The following is a 16,837-nucleotide window of genomic DNA, read 5'->3' as shown; positions in this document are numbered from 1 at the left end:
AAAATTTGATGCCTGAGGGTGTCGTGTAATTGTTCCTCTGGAGGGGTATGTGGATTTAGCAACCATAATAGGTATTCTTGGTGCCATAGGCTTAATTGCTATGTCGATGGTGTTAAGTAGTGACGGCCAAGTTGCAATGTTTTACAACACGCCTTCGGTGGTCATTGTATTTGGTGGTTCGATTTTTATCGTGTTATCGAATTTCACCATGGGGCAATTTTTGGGCATAGGTAAAGTGGCTGCTAAAGCCTTTATGTTCAAAATCGAATCTCCAGAAGAATTAATTGAAAAAGCAGTAGAATTAGCTGACTCAGCACGTAAAGGTGGTTTTCTAGCATTAGAAGAAGCCGAAATCCCCAACGGTTTTATGCGTAAAGGGGTGGATATGTTAGTGGATGGTCATGATGCTGATGTTGTTCGTGCCACGCTGCAAAAAGATATTTCTCTCACCGCTAATCGTCATGAACTTGGCGCAGGCTTATTCAAGTCACTTGCTGATATTGCCCCTGCGATGGGTATGATCGGTACGCTAATAGGTCTGGTTGCTATGCTATCAAACATGGATGACCCGAAAGCAATCGGTCCTGCGATGGCGGTTGCACTTTTAACAACATTATATGGTGCTTTCTTAGCAAACGTTGTAGCAATTCCTATTCAGGTAAAGCTAGAACTACGTAAAGATGAAGAAGCTCTTAACCAACGCTTAATTCTCGATGCAGTACTAGGTATTCAAGATGGCCAAAATCCGAAAGTCATTGAAGGTATATTGAAAAATTACCTAGCTGAATCAAAACGTAAAGTTGATACCGAGGAGTAGGGCATGTCCGATCAAGAGTGCAAATGTCCACCACCAGGTTTACCAGCCTGGATGGGAACCTTCGCAGATTTAATGTCATTATTAATGTGCTTCTTTGTACTCTTACTTGCTTTCTCGGAAATGGATGTACTGAAGTTTAAGCAAATTGCTGGTTCAATGAAGTTTGCATTTGGTGTGCAAAACAAAATTGAAGTAAAAGATATTCCAAAAGGGACCTCGGTAATAGCAATGGAGTTTACCCCTGGTAAACCTGAACCTACCCCTATCGAAACGATTCAACAACAAACTGTAGAAATGACTCAGCAAATGCTTGAGTTTCAAGCTGGTGATGAAAGCTCTGCCGGTGGTCGTCAAGAGCAACGTGGTAATAAGCGTGGTGGTGAATCGCAAAGTACGGCTCAGCAACAAGCATTGGAGCAGTCAATTTCTGCGGCTGACCAAGAACAGACTAATGAGCTTGTGAAGAAAATTGCCCAGCAGCTTGAACAGCAAATTATGGATGGTGCGATTGAACTTGAGTCATTAGGTCAACAAATTATTATTCGCATCCGTGAGAATGGCTCATTCCCATCTGGCAGCGCCTTTTTACAGCCTAAGTTTAAGCCTATTATTCGTGATATTGCGACACTATTAAAAGATGTGCCGGGTGAAATAACCGTGTCAGGACATACTGACGACTTCCAAGTATCAAATGAGCTTTATACTAATAATTGGGATTTATCTTCAAAACGTGCAGTTGCCGTTGCAAGCGAAATGGAAAAAGCCCCTGGTTTTGATAAATCTCGTATGATGGTTGTAGGTCACGCAGAAACTAGGCCTCTTGTACCGAATGTGACTGATGAAGATCGCAAGCGGAATCGTCGTGTCGAAATATCTATCATGCAAGGTAAAGCTCACGAATCTGACCCTATTGATGTAAGACAATAAATCAATTAAAGTGAAACTTCATTAACACATGTAATGGAGTATAAAAATGAAAAAAGTTGATAAGTACAGCTATATGCCAGGTAATGGCGGCGGTGGCGATGACAATGATGATGGTAAAACGCAAGGTGAGTAACTTTGCCTCATTGGATTGATTCTGTCATTGTGACATTAGATCATAGCTGGGTGTTCATTCTGAGCCCGGCTATTTTTGTATTTTATCTTCGTAAAGATTGGCCCGCACTTTACTTTGCTGTTATCACGGCAGCCTTCTTCTTGTTCGGAACTCTTATTTATTCTGCTCTAAAAGCATTTGATGATATTTATGTGTGGCGCTATGTTGTGTGGGCTTTTAATGATATTGCTTGGATGGCTTTAATTGCCTACTTGGGGATTAAAGACAAAGTCTATTTATGGCAAAGTGCTTTAGGGCAACTGGTCGTTATAATGGCTCCCATATTACAGTTGTTTCGTTTAGTCGATCGTCATCTTTGGGACTTATCGTACAGCACCTATATGTATAAAACCCTGTTACCTTTAATCAATGTTGGTACAGTGGTTGTGTGTTATCTACCTCTTATTTACCTTTTCACCCGACGCCGGCAGCAGGCGTAAGCCATTCCTAAGTTAAAATTCCTGTGCTAGAATACTGTTTATAAAAACAGTATTAGTGTTGCGTTATGAAACTTTACATTGCCGAAAAACCGTCATTGGCGCGATCCATTGCGGATGCACTGCCTAAACCTCATAAAAAACAGGATGGTTATATAGAGCTTGGTAATGGTGATTGTGTCTCTTGGTGTATAGGGCATTTACTTGAACAAGCCGAGCCAGATGATTACGACACAAGTTTTAAAAAGTGGCGATTCGAGCATTTACCTATTGTGCCTGAGCAATGGCAATTAAAACCTAAAGCAAAAACACGCAAACAACTCACCGTATTAAAAAAGCTTATTAAGCAGGCAAGCGTAATCGTTCATGCTGGCGACCCTGACCGTGAAGGCCAGCTATTGGTTGATGAAGTGATCGAGCAGGTCAAACTGAGTAAAGCCAAAAAACAGCAAATTCAACGACTATTAATAAGCGATTTAAACTTAAGTGCAGTTAAAAAAGCACTTAATAATTTAAAGTCGAATCGCGATTTTATTCCCTTGAGTGTGTCTGCATTAGCTCGCTCACGTGCTGATTGGTTATTTGGCATGAATTTAACTCGGGCTTATACGCTTGCTGGGCAAAAAGCAGGGTTTGGTAATGTGTTATCTGTAGGTCGTGTTCAAACACCTATTTTAGGTCTTGTTGTAAATCGTGATAATGAAATAGCTAACTTTGTAGCGAAACCTTTTTACGAAGTATTAGCTCATCTTGAAACTGAGCAGCAGCAAACATTTTCAGCTAAGTGGCAACCAAGTAAAGCATGCGAACCTTATCAAGATGAGGAGGGGAGAGTATTACATAGAGGGCTTGCTGAAAATGTTGTATCACGTATAACTAATCAACCAGCTAAAGTGGTTGACCTTCAGCAAAAACAAAAAAAACAACAAGCACCATTACCTTATAATTTATCAGCTTTACAAATCGATGCGGCAAAAGCGTTTTCAATGCCTGCACAAAAGGTGTTAGATACCTGCCAAAGCTTGTATGAGCGTCATAAGTTAATTACTTATCCTCGTTCAGATAATCGCTATTTACCAAAAGAGCATCATAAAGATGCAGCGAGTATTATTGCTGCTATTGCTAATAATGAAGGCCAAGCAAGTGAAGCTTGCAAGCAAGCTGACACCAGCAAGCGGAGTAAATGTTTTAATGACAGCAAAGTTGCGGCACACCACGCTATTGTTCCTACCGAAAAACAACTTCGCTCAGCATCATTAAATAGTGATGAACAAAAAATCTATCGGTTGATCTGTCGTCATTATTTAATCCAGTTTTATTCTGACTATGTCTTTAACGAAACCAAAGTAACAGTCGAGATTGCTGGTGGACTTTTTAAAGCCGCTGCTAAGCAAGATGTTAGCTTAGGCTTCAAAACATTAATGGGCAAAACAGAGTTAAAAGATGAGCAAACCTTACCTGCTCTTGAAAAAGGTCAGCAGCTGCATTGTAATCAAGGTGACGTGGTAGACAAAATGACGACACCGCCAGCACATTTTACTGATGCTACCTTATTAAGTGCTATGACAGGCATCAGCCGCTATGTGAAAGACCCTGAGATTAAAAAGATCCTTAAAGAAACTGATGGACTAGGTACTGAGGCTACACGGGCAGGTATTCTCGAGCTTTTATTTAAGCGCCGCTTTTTAGAGCGTCAGGGTAAAAATATTTTAGCTACGGCAACAGGTAAAGCGCTTATTAGCACTTTACCTGAGCAGCTTGCTAGCCCTGACTTAACTGCTAAGTGGGAAGCATCATTAGGGAATATAGCTGAACAGCATATGAGTTATCAGCAATTTTTAACGCCATTACTGACTGAGTTACATGCTTTAGTTGATCAAGCCAAACAGTGCGACAGCCAAGTTTTTGCCCAATTACCAAAAACGCCGCAAAAGCGACGTTTTAAAAGAAAGGCTAAGCCTAGAGCTAGGTCAGCCTAAACTACTTTTTGTTAAATAGGGCAACCGCGGCATTACTCATTGCAGTTATCCCTGTAGGAAGCGCCTTTTTGTAATCAGGTGCAAACTTACTTGAATGTAAAGAAGGTAATGTTGCGCCAGATTGCATTGCAGCATCATATTGACTAGGTTCAACACCCCCTAACCAAAACAAAGTAATTGGTACATTTTGTTCTGTACGACCATAAAGGCCAAAGTCTTCACCAGCCATTACAGCTTCAGTTTCAAGTACATTGTCTTCACCAATCGCATTAGCAATCGCTGAACGTACTAAGTTGGTTTGAGTTGGATTATTGTATGTTGAAGGAATTGACTCATCTTCATGCACATATACTTCAGGTGCTAAACTTTTATCAAGTCCCGCACTTAATGCGATGCCTTTCGAAATTCGTTTGATCGCTGCAATTTGTTGTAAGCGAACTTCAGGGTTATAACTGCGCAGTGTAAGTTGTAGTTTTACTTCATCTGAAATGACATTGTGTTTGGAGCCACCGTGAATTGAGCCTACCGTGATCACTGATGGCTCTAGTGGTGACAATTCGCGACTAGTAATTGTTTGTAGTGCCAACACAATACGTGAAGCAATCACAACTGGATCTATTGTTGTGTGTGGATAGGCACCGTGACCCCCTTTACCTTTTACAGTAATATCAACAGAGTCAACACTAGCCATCGTGTATTCTGTTTTCATACTGACTTTACCAGCAGGAACACTGGCACTTACATGTAACCCAATAACATGATCTGGAGTAGGGTACTTAGTAAAAAGCCCTTCTTTAAGCATGGCTTTTGCACCACCACCTACTTCCTCTGCTGGTTGTGCGACCATCATTAAAGTACCTTGCCACTGATCTTTATGTGTCATTAACTGTTGAGCTGTGCCAATAAATGAACTCATGTGAATATCATGACCACAACCATGCATTACGCCAACGGTTGCACCAGCATCATTTGTTACAGTAACTTTAGAGGCATAGGGTTTACCAGTTTGCTCAACAATTGGTAATCCATCAGTATCAGTGCGGATCATGACTGTTGGGCCATCACCGTTTTTATAAATCCCAACAACGCCAAAACCACCCACGTTATCTGTAACAGTAAAGCCTAGTTGCTTTAATTTTTTTGCTAGCTTCTGGCCAGTTTGTTTTTCGTGGTAAGACAGCTCAGGAGATTGATGTAAATCTAAATAAAGCTTTTCAATCTCAGGCATGGTTTTTTGAAGGTTTAAATCTAGTGTTATTGCTTGCGCGAATGGACTAAGAAGTAACAAAGCTGCAGAAATAGTAGATAATTTCATAATGACCTCGACCCGTGGGGCTTGTAATTGTTATGTTTGCCACTATATAAAAACCTAAATACTTATATAGTGCAATCGATCAAATGAATAATATGATAAAACTTACCCAGCAAAATTTGCAGCAAGCATTGGGTGAAACGTCCGCTGAAAAATTAGTATTACTTACTTTTTACTCTTCGCAAAACCCAGAGTGTCATCAGCAAGCTGCTATTTTAGAAAAAATCGCACATGAATATGGTGAGCATTTATTAGTAGCAACATTAGATTGTGATGTTGAGCAGGCACTTGCAGGACAACTTGCACAGCAAATCGGTTTACAAGCATTACCTACACTTGTGATGTTAAAAGATTCAGCGCCTGTAGATATGTTACCTGGCGCTCAAACAGAGCAGCAAATTCGCGATGCGCTAGCCAAACATTTACCAGCTCAACACGAATTATTACTAGAGCAGGCTAAGCAAGCGTTAATTAATCAAGACTTAAACAATGCTTTTAACTATGCAAAGCAGGCTTATGAGCTTGCTCCAAACCATACACGTGTAAAGTTAGTTTTAGCTGATATCTGCATTCAAATTCATAAATTGGAAGATGCACAAGCATTATTAGATTCGGTTGCAGAAAGTGAACGTGATGCTTATTTCACAAATATTCAAGCAAAGTGTGAACAAGCATTAGCTGCAACAGATTCACCAGAAATAAAAGCACTGCAAGATAAAGTTGAAAAATACCCAAATGATTTAGAGATAAAAGTAGAACTAAGTAATGCTCTTAATAGTGCGGGCCGTAAAGAAGAAGCTTTAGAGATGTTATTTAATGTACTCAAAAAAGATCTTAATTACGCAGATGCAAAACCAACCTATCTAGAAATTATCGCTTCTTTACCTGATGGTGATGCCTTGGCATCTAAGTATCGCCGTAAGTTATATAGTATCTTGTACTAATTCAGAGTTGATTGATAAAGGCGCCATTAAAAATAGTGGCGCTTTTTTTATTTAAAAACTTGCGTATTACCTAATATCGATAATACTTAAGATCCTCTCGAGAAAAGTTGGCTGTATTTTGTACAGTAAACTGTGTTTTTTACTGCCTTTAGCTTGTTTTTTGCGCGAAAGGTAAGTTTTTAGTAGTTTTCTACAAAAAGTGCTTGCGTTAATTCTTCGCATCCCTATAATGCGCATCCACTGACACGGCGGGCAGCAACGAAAGACGCTGAACAACGTAGCAGAGAGTTAAGTAAAACTTCGGTTTAAAACGGTCTAAAAAGAAAGTTTAAAATTAAGTGTTGACTCGAAAAATTAAGGATGTATTATACGCATCCCTAGCGACAACGTCGCAACGTTCTTTAACAATATAAAGCAATCATCTGTGTGGGCACTCGTACAGATTGAGTTCTAACAGCCGATTCTAGTTCGCTAGATGGCGCAAACAAATTTAGAGTCTCAATTGAACTGAGTGACCAACGGAAACAAGTTTACTTGTTTCAGCACAGTCAATTCGATTCGAAAGAATCAAAATTCAGAATTCATTGAGCATGTCCTTCGGGACAGAAAAAACTTTTAATTGAAGAGTTTGATCATGGCTCAGATTGAACGCTGGCGGCAGGCCTAACACATGCAAGTCGAGCGGAAACGAAGAGGTGCTTGCACCTCTGGCGTCGAGCGGCGGACGGGTGAGTAATGCTTGGGAATATGCCTTATGGTGGGGGACAACAGTTGGAAACGACTGCTAATACCGCATGATGTCTACGGACCAAAGTGGGGGACCTTCGGGCCTCACGCCATAAGATTAGCCCAAGTGGGATTAGCTAGTTGGTGAGGTAATGGCTCACCAAGGCGACGATCCCTAGCTGGTTTGAGAGGATGATCAGCCACACTGGGACTGAGACACGGCCCAGACTCCTACGGGAGGCAGCAGTGGGGAATATTGCACAATGGGCGCAAGCCTGATGCAGCCATGCCGCGTGTGTGAAGAAGGCCTTCGGGTTGTAAAGCACTTTCAGTAAGGAGGAAAGGTTAAGTGTTAATAGCACTTAGCTGTGACGTTACTTACAGAAGAAGCACCGGCTAACTCCGTGCCAGCAGCCGCGGTAATACGGAGGGTGCGAGCGTTAATCGGAATTACTGGGCGTAAAGCGTACGCAGGCGGTTTGTTAAGCGAGATGTGAAAGCCCCGGGCTCAACCTGGGAACTGCATTTCGAACTGGCAAACTAGAGTGTGATAGAGGGTGGTAGAATTTCAGGTGTAGCGGTGAAATGCGTAGAGATCTGAAGGAATACCGATGGCGAAGGCAGCCACCTGGGTCAACACTGACGCTCATGTACGAAAGCGTGGGGAGCAAACAGGATTAGATACCCTGGTAGTCCACGCCGTAAACGATGTCTACTAGAAGCTCGGGTCTTCGGACTTGTTTTTCAAAGCTAACGCATTAAGTAGACCGCCTGGGGAGTACGGCCGCAAGGTTAAAACTCAAATGAATTGACGGGGGCCCGCACAAGCGGTGGAGCATGTGGTTTAATTCGATGCAACGCGAAGAACCTTACCTACACTTGACATACAGAGAACTTACCAGAGATGGTTTGGTGCCTTCGGGAACTCTGATACAGGTGCTGCATGGCTGTCGTCAGCTCGTGTTGTGAGATGTTGGGTTAAGTCCCGCAACGAGCGCAACCCCTATCCTTAGTTGCCAGCGATTCGGTCGGGAACTCTAAGGAGACTGCCGGTGATAAACCGGAGGAAGGTGGGGACGACGTCAAGTCATCATGGCCCTTACGTGTAGGGCTACACACGTGCTACAATGGCGCATACAGAGTGCTGCGAACCTGCGAGGGTAAGCGAATCACTTAAAGTGCGTCGTAGTCCGGATTGGAGTCTGCAACTCGACTCCATGAAGTCGGAATCGCTAGTAATCGCATATCAGAATGATGCGGTGAATACGTTCCCGGGCCTTGTACACACCGCCCGTCACACCATGGGAGTGGGTTGCTCCAGAAGTGGATAGTCTAACCTTCGGGAGGACGTTCACCACGGAGTGATTCATGACTGGGGTGAAGTCGTAACAAGGTAGCCCTAGGGGAACCTGGGGCTGGATCACCTCCTTATACGATTTAGAACTTATTTGTTCGTAGTGTCCACACAGATGATTGTTAGTTAGCTAAACCGCTTGGTTTAACTAATTAATATGCTCTTTAAAAATTTGGAAAGCTGATATTAAAATTCTTATAGATATTCGTATCTATAAAGAGTTTTCAAAAGTAAAAAATATGCCATTAATCGAAAGATTAATTGGTATCTACTTTAGTATTCTCATCATTATTTGATGAATTAACTTCTGGCGAAGTTAACAGCTGTCACTAACAAAGACCCGTTTGGGTTGTATGGTTAAGTGACTAAGCGTACACGGTGGATGCCTTGGCAGTTGGAGGCGATGAAGGACGTATTAACTTGCGATAAGCCTAGTCAAGCTAGTAAAAAGCGCTTGAGACTAGGATTTCCGAATGGGGAAACCCACCTGCTTGCAGGTATCGTTAACTGAATACATAGGTTAACGAGGCGAACGCGGAGAACTGAAACATCTAAGTACCCGTAGGAACAGAAATCAACCGAGATTCCGGAAGTAGCGGCGAGCGAAACCGGACCAGCCCTTAAGCTTATTATGTGTTAGTGAAACATTCTGGAAAGTTTGACGATACAGGGTGATAGTCCCGTACACGAAAATGCATCTTAAGTGAAATCGAGTAGGTCGGAGCACGTGAAACTTTGACTGAATATAGGTGGACCATCATCTAAGGCTAAATACTCCCAACTGACCGATAGTGAACCAGTACCGTGAGGGAAAGGCGAAAAGAACCCCTGTGAGGGGAGTGAAATAGAACCTGAAACCGTGTACGTACAAGCAGTAGGAGCCCTTCGAGGGTGACTGCGTACCTTTTGTATAATGGGTCAGCGACTTATATTTTGTAGCGAGGTTAACCGATTAGGGTAGCCGTAGTGAAAGCGAGCGTTAACTGCGCGTTTAGTTGCAAGGTATAGACCCGAAACCCGGTGATCTAGCCATGGGCAGGTTGAAGGTTGAGTAACATCAACTGGAGGACCGAACCCACTAACGTTGAAAAGTTAGGGGATGACCTGTGGCTAGGAGTGAAAGGCTAATCAAACCGGGAGATAGCTGGTTCTCCCCGAAATCTATTTAGGTAGAGCCTCGGACGAATACTTACGGGGGTAGAGCACTGTTAAGGCTAGGGGGTCATCCCGACTTACCAACCCTTTGCAAACTCCGAATACCGTAAAGTACTATCCGGGAGACACACGGCGGGTGCTAACGTCCGTCGTGAAGAGGGAAACAACCCAGACCGCCAGCTAAGGTCCCAAAGTCATAGTTAAGTGGGAAACGATGTGGAAAGGCCCAGACAGCCAGGAGGTTGGCTTAGAAGCAGCCATCCTTTAAAGAAAGCGTAATAGCTCACTGGTCGAGTCGGTCTGCGCGGAAGATGTAACGGGGCTAAACTATGCACCGAAGCTGCGGATTCAAACTTTGTTTGAGTGGTAGGGGAGCGTTCTGTAAGCCGTTGAAGGTGTACCGGGAGGTATGCTGGAGGTATCAGAAGTGCGAATGCTGACATGAGTAACGATAATGCGGGTGAAAAACCCGCACGCCGGAAGACCAAGGGTTCCTATCCCATGTTAATCAGGGTAGGGTAAGTCGACCCCTAAGGCGAGGCCGAAAGGCGTAGTCGATGGGAAACGGGTTAATATTCCCGTACTTGGTATAATTGCGATGGGGGGACGGAGCAGGCTAAACAAGCATGGCGTTGGTTGTCCATGTGAAAGTGAGTAGGTTGAGAGTTTAGGAAAATCCGGACTCTTAAGACTGAGACACGAGACGAGCACCCAAGGGTGTGAAGTTGTTGATGCCATACTTCCAGGAAAAGCCTCTAAGCTTCAGATTATACCGAATCGTACCCCAAACCGACACAGGTGGTCAGGTAGAGAATACTAAGGCGCTTGAGAGAACTCGGGTGAAGGAACTAGGCAAAATCGTACCGTAACTTCGGGAGAAGGTACGCTCCTATCTGTGATGAGACTTGCTCTCTAAGCGGACGGGAGCCGCAGTGACCAGGTGGCTGGGACTGTTTATTAAAAACACAGCACTGTGCAAAATCGCAAGATGACGTATACGGTGTGACACCTGCCCGGTGCCGGAAGGTTAATTGATGGGGTTAGTTTTCGGACGAAGCTCTTGATCGAAGCCCCGGTAAACGGCGGCCGTAACTATAACGGTCCTAAGGTAGCGAAATTCCTTGTCGGGTAAGTTCCGACCTGCACGAATGGTGTAACCATGGCCACGCTGTCTCCACCCGAGACTCAGTGAAATTGAAATCGCAGTGAAGATGCTGTGTACCCGCGGCTAGACGGAAAGACCCCGTGAACCTTTACTACAGCTTGGCACTGAACATTGAACCTACATGTGTAGGATAGGTGGGAGGCTTTGAAGCAGAGACGCTAGTCTTTGTGGAGCCGTCCTTGAAATACCACCCTTGTAGTTTTGATGTTCTAACGTTGGCCCCTAATCGGGGTTACGGACAGTGCCTGGTGGGTAGTTTGACTGGGGCGGTCTCCTCCCAAAGAGTAACGGAGGAGCACGAAGGTTGGCTAAGTACGGTCGGACATCGTACGGTTAGTGTAATGGTAGAAGCCAGCTTAACTGCGAGACAGACACGTCGAGCAGGTACGAAAGTAGGTCATAGTGATCCGGTGGTTCTGAATGGAAGGGCCATCGCTCAACGGATAAAAGGTACTCCGGGGATAACAGGCTGATACCGCCCAAGAGTTCATATCGACGGCGGTGTTTGGCACCTCGATGTCGGCTCATCACATCCTGGGGCTGAAGTCGGTCCCAAGGGTATGGCTGTTCGCCATTTAAAGTGGTACGCGAGCTGGGTTTAGAACGTCGTGAGACAGTTCGGTCCCTATCTGCCGTGGGCGTTTGAGAATTGAGAGGGGTTGCTCCTAGTACGAGAGGACCGGAGTGAACGAACCGCTGGTGTTCGGGTTGTCATGCCAATGGCACTGCCCGGTAGCTACGTTCGGAACTGATAAGCGCTGAAAGCATCTAAGCGCGAAGCAGGCCTCGAGATGAGTTCTCACTAGACTTTTAAAGTCTCTGAAGGGCCGTTGAAGACTACAACGTTGATAGGCAGGATGTGGAAGTGGTGCGAGCCATTAAGCTAACCTGTACTAATTACCCGTGAGGCTTAACCATACAACGCCAAACGCGTTTTGTGACAGCGTAACAGACAGAAGTTAAGAAACTAAAGTAGACATTTACTTGATATCAGAATTCCAGATTTTAGTTGATTGCTAAAGCGATTAACGACCCAAATTTGCTTGGTGACAATAGCGTTTTGGACCCACCTGACCCCATGCCGAACTCAGTAGTGAAACGAAACAGCGCCGATGATAGTGTGGCATTTGCCATGTGAAAGTAGGACATTGCCAGGCTCCAAATTCAGTCGTAAGACTTAAAATTTAAAATAATAAGAAAATTGAAAAGAATTTTCTTGGTGACAATAGCGTTTTGGACCCACCTGACCCCATGCCGAACTCAGTAGTGAAACGAAACAGCGCCGATGATAGTGTGGCATTTGCCATGTGAAAGTAGGACATTGCCAGGATCCTATTAAAGAAAGCCCGATTCGAAAGAGTCGGGCTTTTTTGCGTTTTAGCTGTCAGCTTTCAGACGTCAGCTGAATGATCGCTGACGGCTGAAAGCTCTGTATCGGGTTTCGCTGAGCTCTACCCAACCTACGCCAGACACTCAAACTTTCCCTTTTCTAACTCGTATCTTTCCCCTTTCTAGCTTGTAACTTTACTCTCGCTAACTCGCTACAGACGATACTTGTCCTTGCTTCACTGACTTTGTTATGCGATAAAGCGTTTTAAATTTGTAATACAATTAAGGTTTGATGTGTCTCGTAAGAAAACAACCAAGTCGAAAGGCTCTTCAGGTTTAAATCGTAAAAATAGTGAAGCATTTATTGCTAAGTTCTCATCTCATCCTGATACACATCTATGTTCGTCGGGTTTAATGTATAAAGTGATTGATGAGCTTGAAGGGGAGCGAATTACAGAGTTCGACACAGTAGTCATTAATCAGCGCATTATGCTTGCTGATGGCACTGTGATTGCCGACAGTTACAAAGCGGGTATGCCAGAGGTGTTTGCATTATCTGAAGCAATCGAAGGGTTAAAAGAAGGCTTGTTGCTAATGAATATTGGTTCTCGTTATGAATTTGTGATCCCTCCAGAGCTTGCCTGGGGTAAAAAAGGTAACGGTGGCAAGATTGGCGCAAATGCAGTGCTTCATTTTGACGTTCGATTAATGCGTTTAGCATGACTTCCTTAGCATAACTCGACAGAGTAATTAAAACGCGTTAACGTTCACTATTGGTTACTGAGGAACATTATGGACGCATTTGCTTCACGAGTTTACTTTCTTCGCCATGGCGAAATAGCTACGCCTGGAATTCTTTCTGGGCAAGTCGATGTTGATTTATCTGAACAAGGCTATAGACAAATGCGCCAAGCCTCAGCTGAACTCAAAAATTTAAATGCCATATATAGCTCACCGCTGAAGCGTTGCTCAGTTCATGCTGACTATTTAGCAAATCAACACAGATTGAACGTTCGGTATTATAACGCTCTGAAAGAGTTCAATTTTGGTGATTGGGATGGCCAAGACTACCAGCAGCTTTGGCAGCAAACAAGTAAACCTCATATCGGTGATTTTTGGCAGCATCCTTGGCAAGTAAAAGTACCGAATGGTGAAGCTATGGCTGATTTTTATACTCGAGTAGATACATGGTGGCAAACGTTTTTAGAATCATTGTGTGAATCTAAACATACTCAGTCACTAGTAATTAGCCACGCTGGTGTGATCAAACAAATTCTAGCTATTGTTTGTCAAATGCCTAAACAATCAGCTACACATTTAAATGTTTTCCATCTCCCATATGCTGGGCTTATAACACTCGATGTATATATTGATGAACAAGGACAGGCTTGGCCAAAAATTGTTTTTTAGCCATCTAGAGCGATATTCATTGAATTATTTACTTAGCCCGCCATAATACTCATATGCTATGGAATGGAGTGCAATTCTCCAGCTGTTCCCGCAACTGTAATCCATCTAAATAATGGTTAGCCAGATACTTAGCACTAACAATTAATCATCGAGCGGGTCAACTCACATCATTTTCTGGTACTTACCAGTGCTTTCTTGTGCGTTGCTGTTACTCGCCAAGAGAGAATAAACTTGCAACAAAATAGCCTTAGCGCTGCGCCATTAATATCAGTTTCTGATTTAAGTTGGGGTACTGCGAATAAAACCATACTTAAATCAATTAGCCTTGAATTAAAAGCAGGGCAATTTATCGGTTTACTCGGCCCTAATGGTGCTGGTAAATCAAGTCTGCTGCGCTGTCTTTATCGTTACTTGAAACCTCAGCAAGGAGCCGTGCTGCTAAGCGGTGAAGATATTTGGCAAATCAGTGCTGATGAATATGCAAAGCAGGTTGCGGTGGTTTTACAAGAGTCTCCATCGCAGTTTAATTTGTCATTATTTGATGTTGTGAGTCTGGGCTTAACCCCTCATAAACGACTTTTCAGCGGTACCTCTGTCAAAGATAAGCAGCGAATATATCAAGCGATTAAGCAGGTTGGTTTGTCGCATCATAGTGAGCAAGCATTTGATTCTCTCTCTGGTGGCGAAAAGCAAAGAGCGCTCATTGCACGCTCTATCGTACAGCAGCCTAAGCTGTTGATCATGGATGAACCAACTAGCCACCTTGATGTTAAATACCAAATTCAAATAATGGAATTAGCAAAGTCCCTCGATGTGACTGTGCTTGCTTCTTTCCATGATTTAAATCTCGCAGCAAGTTTATGTGATGAATTACTGGTGATTGATGAAGGTCGCTTGATTTGTCAGGGACAACCAAAAGCGGTACTAACAGAGCAGCTGTTAAGTGATGTATTTGGTGTATGCGCAACAGTATCTGCTCATCCCCAATCAAACAATGATAAGTATATTCCACACATTACTTACTTCTATGGTTATCAGACTCAGGAGTATCATCGTGACTGATGCAATACGTTTAAGTGTCTGTATCCTAGTTGGGCTTATTAGTTGCTTTTTAGCTCTTAGCTTTGGTGCTGCTAATACACCACTGAGTGAAGTATTTGATGGCTTATTTAGCCAAGGTAGCGATGAGTTTGTGCAGCGTATTATTTGGCAGCTACGCATGCCAAGAACCGTACTGGCATTTTTAGCGGGATCTGGGCTTGCCCTTGCGGGATTAATTTTGCAGACCGTAACCCGAAACCCACTTGCTGATCCTTATTTGTTTGGAATTTCTTCGGGAGCTTCATTCGGTGTCGTGTGCTTTATAGCCCTAACAGGCGTGAGTTTTGGTTTTAGTATGTCAATTGCAGCATTTGCCGGAAGCTTACTCTCTATGCTGTTGCTCATTGCTATTGCAGGCCGTCGCCATGTTGGCCAAGTTGAAGCCATGTTACTTGCCGGCGTTGCTTTATCATTCTTATTTAGTGCTATGACTAGTTTGCTACTTTATTTTAGTGATCCTCAAGCCATTACAGCTATTTTATTTTGGACCATGGGCAGTTTTTCTCGTGCGCAGTGGGATACTCTTTGGATGCCATTTATAGTTATTACTGCCTGTATGGCACTGATGATTGCTTTTCGCCGTCAGCTTAATGCAATGCTACTTGGTGATGAAAGTGCCGCGACTTTGGGGATTCATGTACAGCGCTTTCGGATCATGATGCTACTGCTAAGTTCATTAATAACTGCAGTGCTTGTTGCTATGTGTGGTGGCGTCGGTTTTGTTGGCCTGATGATCCCACATATTGTGCGTTACTTTTCGCCACAAGGCAGCAGCCATAACTTAATCATGACTTCGCTAGTCGGCGGTATTTTTATGGTGTGGGTTGATGTGCTATGCCGAACCTTATTGAATAATCAAGAATTACCCGTTGGTGTGATCACAGCAGCTATCGGCAGCGTGTTTTTTTTATTCTTACTGTATTTTCGTAAACAGAGCAGGTAGTTAATGTTTAATATCATGCCAATTAACCAGCAGTTTTCAGCTATTATTCAACAAAAAATAGACCTTAAAACGAAGCCGCTTGGTGCGTTAGGTCAGCTTGAAAGCTGTGCTAAACAATTAACGCTTATTTTCTCAAAGCAGCTCGATAGAGAGCAGGCGCTTCTAGCCTTCAAACCGGTTATTTCTAGCCCTACTCTGGTTGTATTTGCTGGCGACCATGGTGTTGCAAGCCAAGGGGTGTCAATTGCTCCTAGCTGCGTTACATCACAAATGGTGGCAAACTTTGCAGCAGGAGGCGCAGCGATCAATGTATTTTGTCGTCAGCTAGGTTGGCAGCTCGAAATTGTTGATGCCGGAACCCTCAGTACTGCACATGGTAAAGGTGTGCATAACCAGCGTTTAGGTGAAATCACCGCACCTTTAAATACCGAAATGGCGATGTCTCTTAGCCAAGTTAAGAAAGGGGTTGAATTAGCAAAGCAGCGAGTTCATTCACTCTATGAGCAAGGCTGCAATACCATCGCCTTTGGTGAGATGGGCATTGGCAATACCACAAGTGCTGCGGCATTGATGGCTGCCTTGTTGTCGTTACCTGCCAGTCAATGTGTTGGTAAAGGCACAGGCGTGAGTGACGAGGTTGTTGCTAAAAAAATCAAGGTTGTCGAGCAAGCCCTTCAATTACACCAAGCTCATTTTAGCGATCCACTAATGACGCTTGCGGCATTAGGTGGTTTTGAAATTGTTCAGATCACCGGTGCTATTTTAGCTGCTGCCGAGCTTGGCATGGCTGTGATCGTGGATGGCTTTATTTGTACTGCAGCTGCACTTGTTGCAACTCGGATTAATGCAAACGCTCGCGATTACATGATATTTGCTCATGCCTCTGATGAACAAGGGCACAAAGCAATGCTCAATGCCTTGCATGCAGCACCTTTATTGCAGCTTGATTTACGTTTAGGAGAGGGCACCGGGGCTGCGCTTGCCTTACCTTTATTGCAAGCATCTTTGGCGTTTTACAATGACATGGCAAGTTTTGCCGATGCCAATGTTGAGCAAGTAGTTTAAT

The 16,837-nt window shown here is 43.6% G+C and carries 11 protein-coding genes, 4 rRNA genes and 1 riboswitch; of the genes, 14 read left to right on the top strand and 1 reads right to left on the bottom strand.

Annotated elements, in window-relative coordinates; translation table 11 throughout:
• The first annotated feature begins 49 nt into the window (after window positions 1-49).
• The 4 genes from pomA to EVU92_RS00195 all read left to right on the top strand — a co-directional run bounded on the left by pomA (window position 50) and on the right by EVU92_RS00195 (window position 4,332).
• Window positions 50-817 carry a flagellar motor protein PomA gene (pomA, locus tag EVU92_RS00210; protein ID WP_054552564.1) on the top strand — a complete coding sequence of 256 codons (768 nt, stop codon included), beginning with the start codon at window positions 50-52 and terminating at the stop codon, window positions 815-817.
• 3 nt (window positions 818-820) lie between these two features.
• A complete protein-coding gene (locus EVU92_RS00205; protein WP_054562656.1) occupies window positions 821-1,744 on the top strand; it encodes a flagellar motor protein MotB in 924 nt (307 codons plus the stop codon).
• Window positions 1,745-1,879: 135 nt separating this feature from the next.
• Window positions 1,880-2,356 (top strand): hypothetical protein, encoded by a 477-nt coding sequence (locus tag EVU92_RS00200; protein WP_130049549.1) that lies wholly within the window; start codon window positions 1,880-1,882, stop codon window positions 2,354-2,356.
• A gap of 65 nt (window positions 2,357-2,421) precedes the next feature.
• Entirely contained in the window at window positions 2,422-4,332 is a 1,911-nt protein-coding gene (locus tag EVU92_RS00195; protein WP_130049548.1) for a DNA topoisomerase III, read from the top strand.
• Window position 4,333: 1 nt separating this feature from the next.
• Here the strand turns inward: EVU92_RS00195 and EVU92_RS00190 are convergent, their stop codons facing one another.
• Window positions 4,334-5,647, bottom strand: a complete 1,314-nt coding sequence (locus EVU92_RS00190) for an amidohydrolase (protein ID WP_130049547.1) — start codon at window positions 5,645-5,647, stop codon at window positions 4,334-4,336.
• Between the two features lie 83 nt (window positions 5,648-5,730).
• Here EVU92_RS00190 and EVU92_RS00185 point away from each other — a divergent pair, with 83 nt between their 5' ends.
• The 10 genes from EVU92_RS00185 (at window position 5,731) to cobT (ending at window position 16,836) form a co-directional block, all read left to right on the top strand.
• On the top strand, window positions 5,731-6,588 hold the full coding sequence (locus EVU92_RS00185; RefSeq protein WP_130049546.1) for a tetratricopeptide repeat protein: 858 nt from the start codon (window positions 5,731-5,733) through the stop codon (window positions 6,586-6,588).
• A gap of 616 nt (window positions 6,589-7,204) precedes the next feature.
• Window positions 7,205-8,745 (top strand): 16S ribosomal RNA (locus EVU92_RS00180).
• 278 nt (window positions 8,746-9,023) lie between these two features.
• Window positions 9,024-11,906: ribosomal RNA gene (locus EVU92_RS00175) — 23S ribosomal RNA — on the top strand.
• 124 nt (window positions 11,907-12,030) lie between these two features.
• A 5S ribosomal RNA gene (gene rrf / locus EVU92_RS00170) occupies window positions 12,031-12,145 on the top strand.
• 58 nt (window positions 12,146-12,203) lie between these two features.
• A 5S ribosomal RNA gene (gene rrf, locus EVU92_RS00165) occupies window positions 12,204-12,318 on the top strand.
• Together the 16S, 23S and 5S rRNA genes form the textbook arrangement of a ribosomal RNA operon.
• A gap of 293 nt (window positions 12,319-12,611) precedes the next feature.
• Window positions 12,612-13,040: an FKBP-type peptidyl-prolyl cis-trans isomerase gene (locus EVU92_RS00160; RefSeq protein WP_130049545.1), complete on the top strand. Its 429-nt coding sequence runs from the start codon at window positions 12,612-12,614 to the stop codon at window positions 13,038-13,040.
• A gap of 69 nt (window positions 13,041-13,109) precedes the next feature.
• Window positions 13,110-13,727: a histidine phosphatase family protein gene (locus EVU92_RS00155; protein WP_130049544.1), complete on the top strand. Its 618-nt coding sequence runs from the start codon at window positions 13,110-13,112 to the stop codon at window positions 13,725-13,727.
• A gap of 12 nt (window positions 13,728-13,739) precedes the next feature.
• Window positions 13,740-13,878, top strand: a riboswitch (cobalamin riboswitch).
• An 80-nt stretch (window positions 13,879-13,958) separates the two neighbouring features.
• On the top strand, window positions 13,959-14,789 hold the full coding sequence (locus EVU92_RS00150; protein ID WP_130049543.1) for an ABC transporter ATP-binding protein: 831 nt from the start codon (window positions 13,959-13,961) through the stop codon (window positions 14,787-14,789).
• Entirely contained in the window at window positions 14,755-15,771 is a 1,017-nt protein-coding gene (locus tag EVU92_RS21705; protein ID WP_130049542.1) for an iron ABC transporter permease, read from the top strand. The genes EVU92_RS00150 and EVU92_RS21705 overlap by 35 nt, the downstream gene beginning before the upstream one ends.
• 3 nt (window positions 15,772-15,774) lie before the next feature.
• Window positions 15,775-16,836 carry a nicotinate-nucleotide--dimethylbenzimidazole phosphoribosyltransferase gene (cobT, locus tag EVU92_RS21700; RefSeq protein ID WP_130049541.1) on the top strand — a complete coding sequence of 354 codons (1,062 nt, stop codon included), beginning with the start codon at window positions 15,775-15,777 and terminating at the stop codon, window positions 16,834-16,836.
• Window position 16,837: the final 1 nt, after the last annotated feature.

The sequence above is a fragment of the Pseudoalteromonas sp. MEBiC 03485 genome (assembly GCF_004195145.1).
GTDB classification, from domain to species: domain Bacteria; phylum Pseudomonadota; class Gammaproteobacteria; order Enterobacterales; family Alteromonadaceae; genus Pseudoalteromonas; species Pseudoalteromonas apostichopi.
This window is presented reverse-complemented; position numbering and strand designations above follow the sequence as displayed.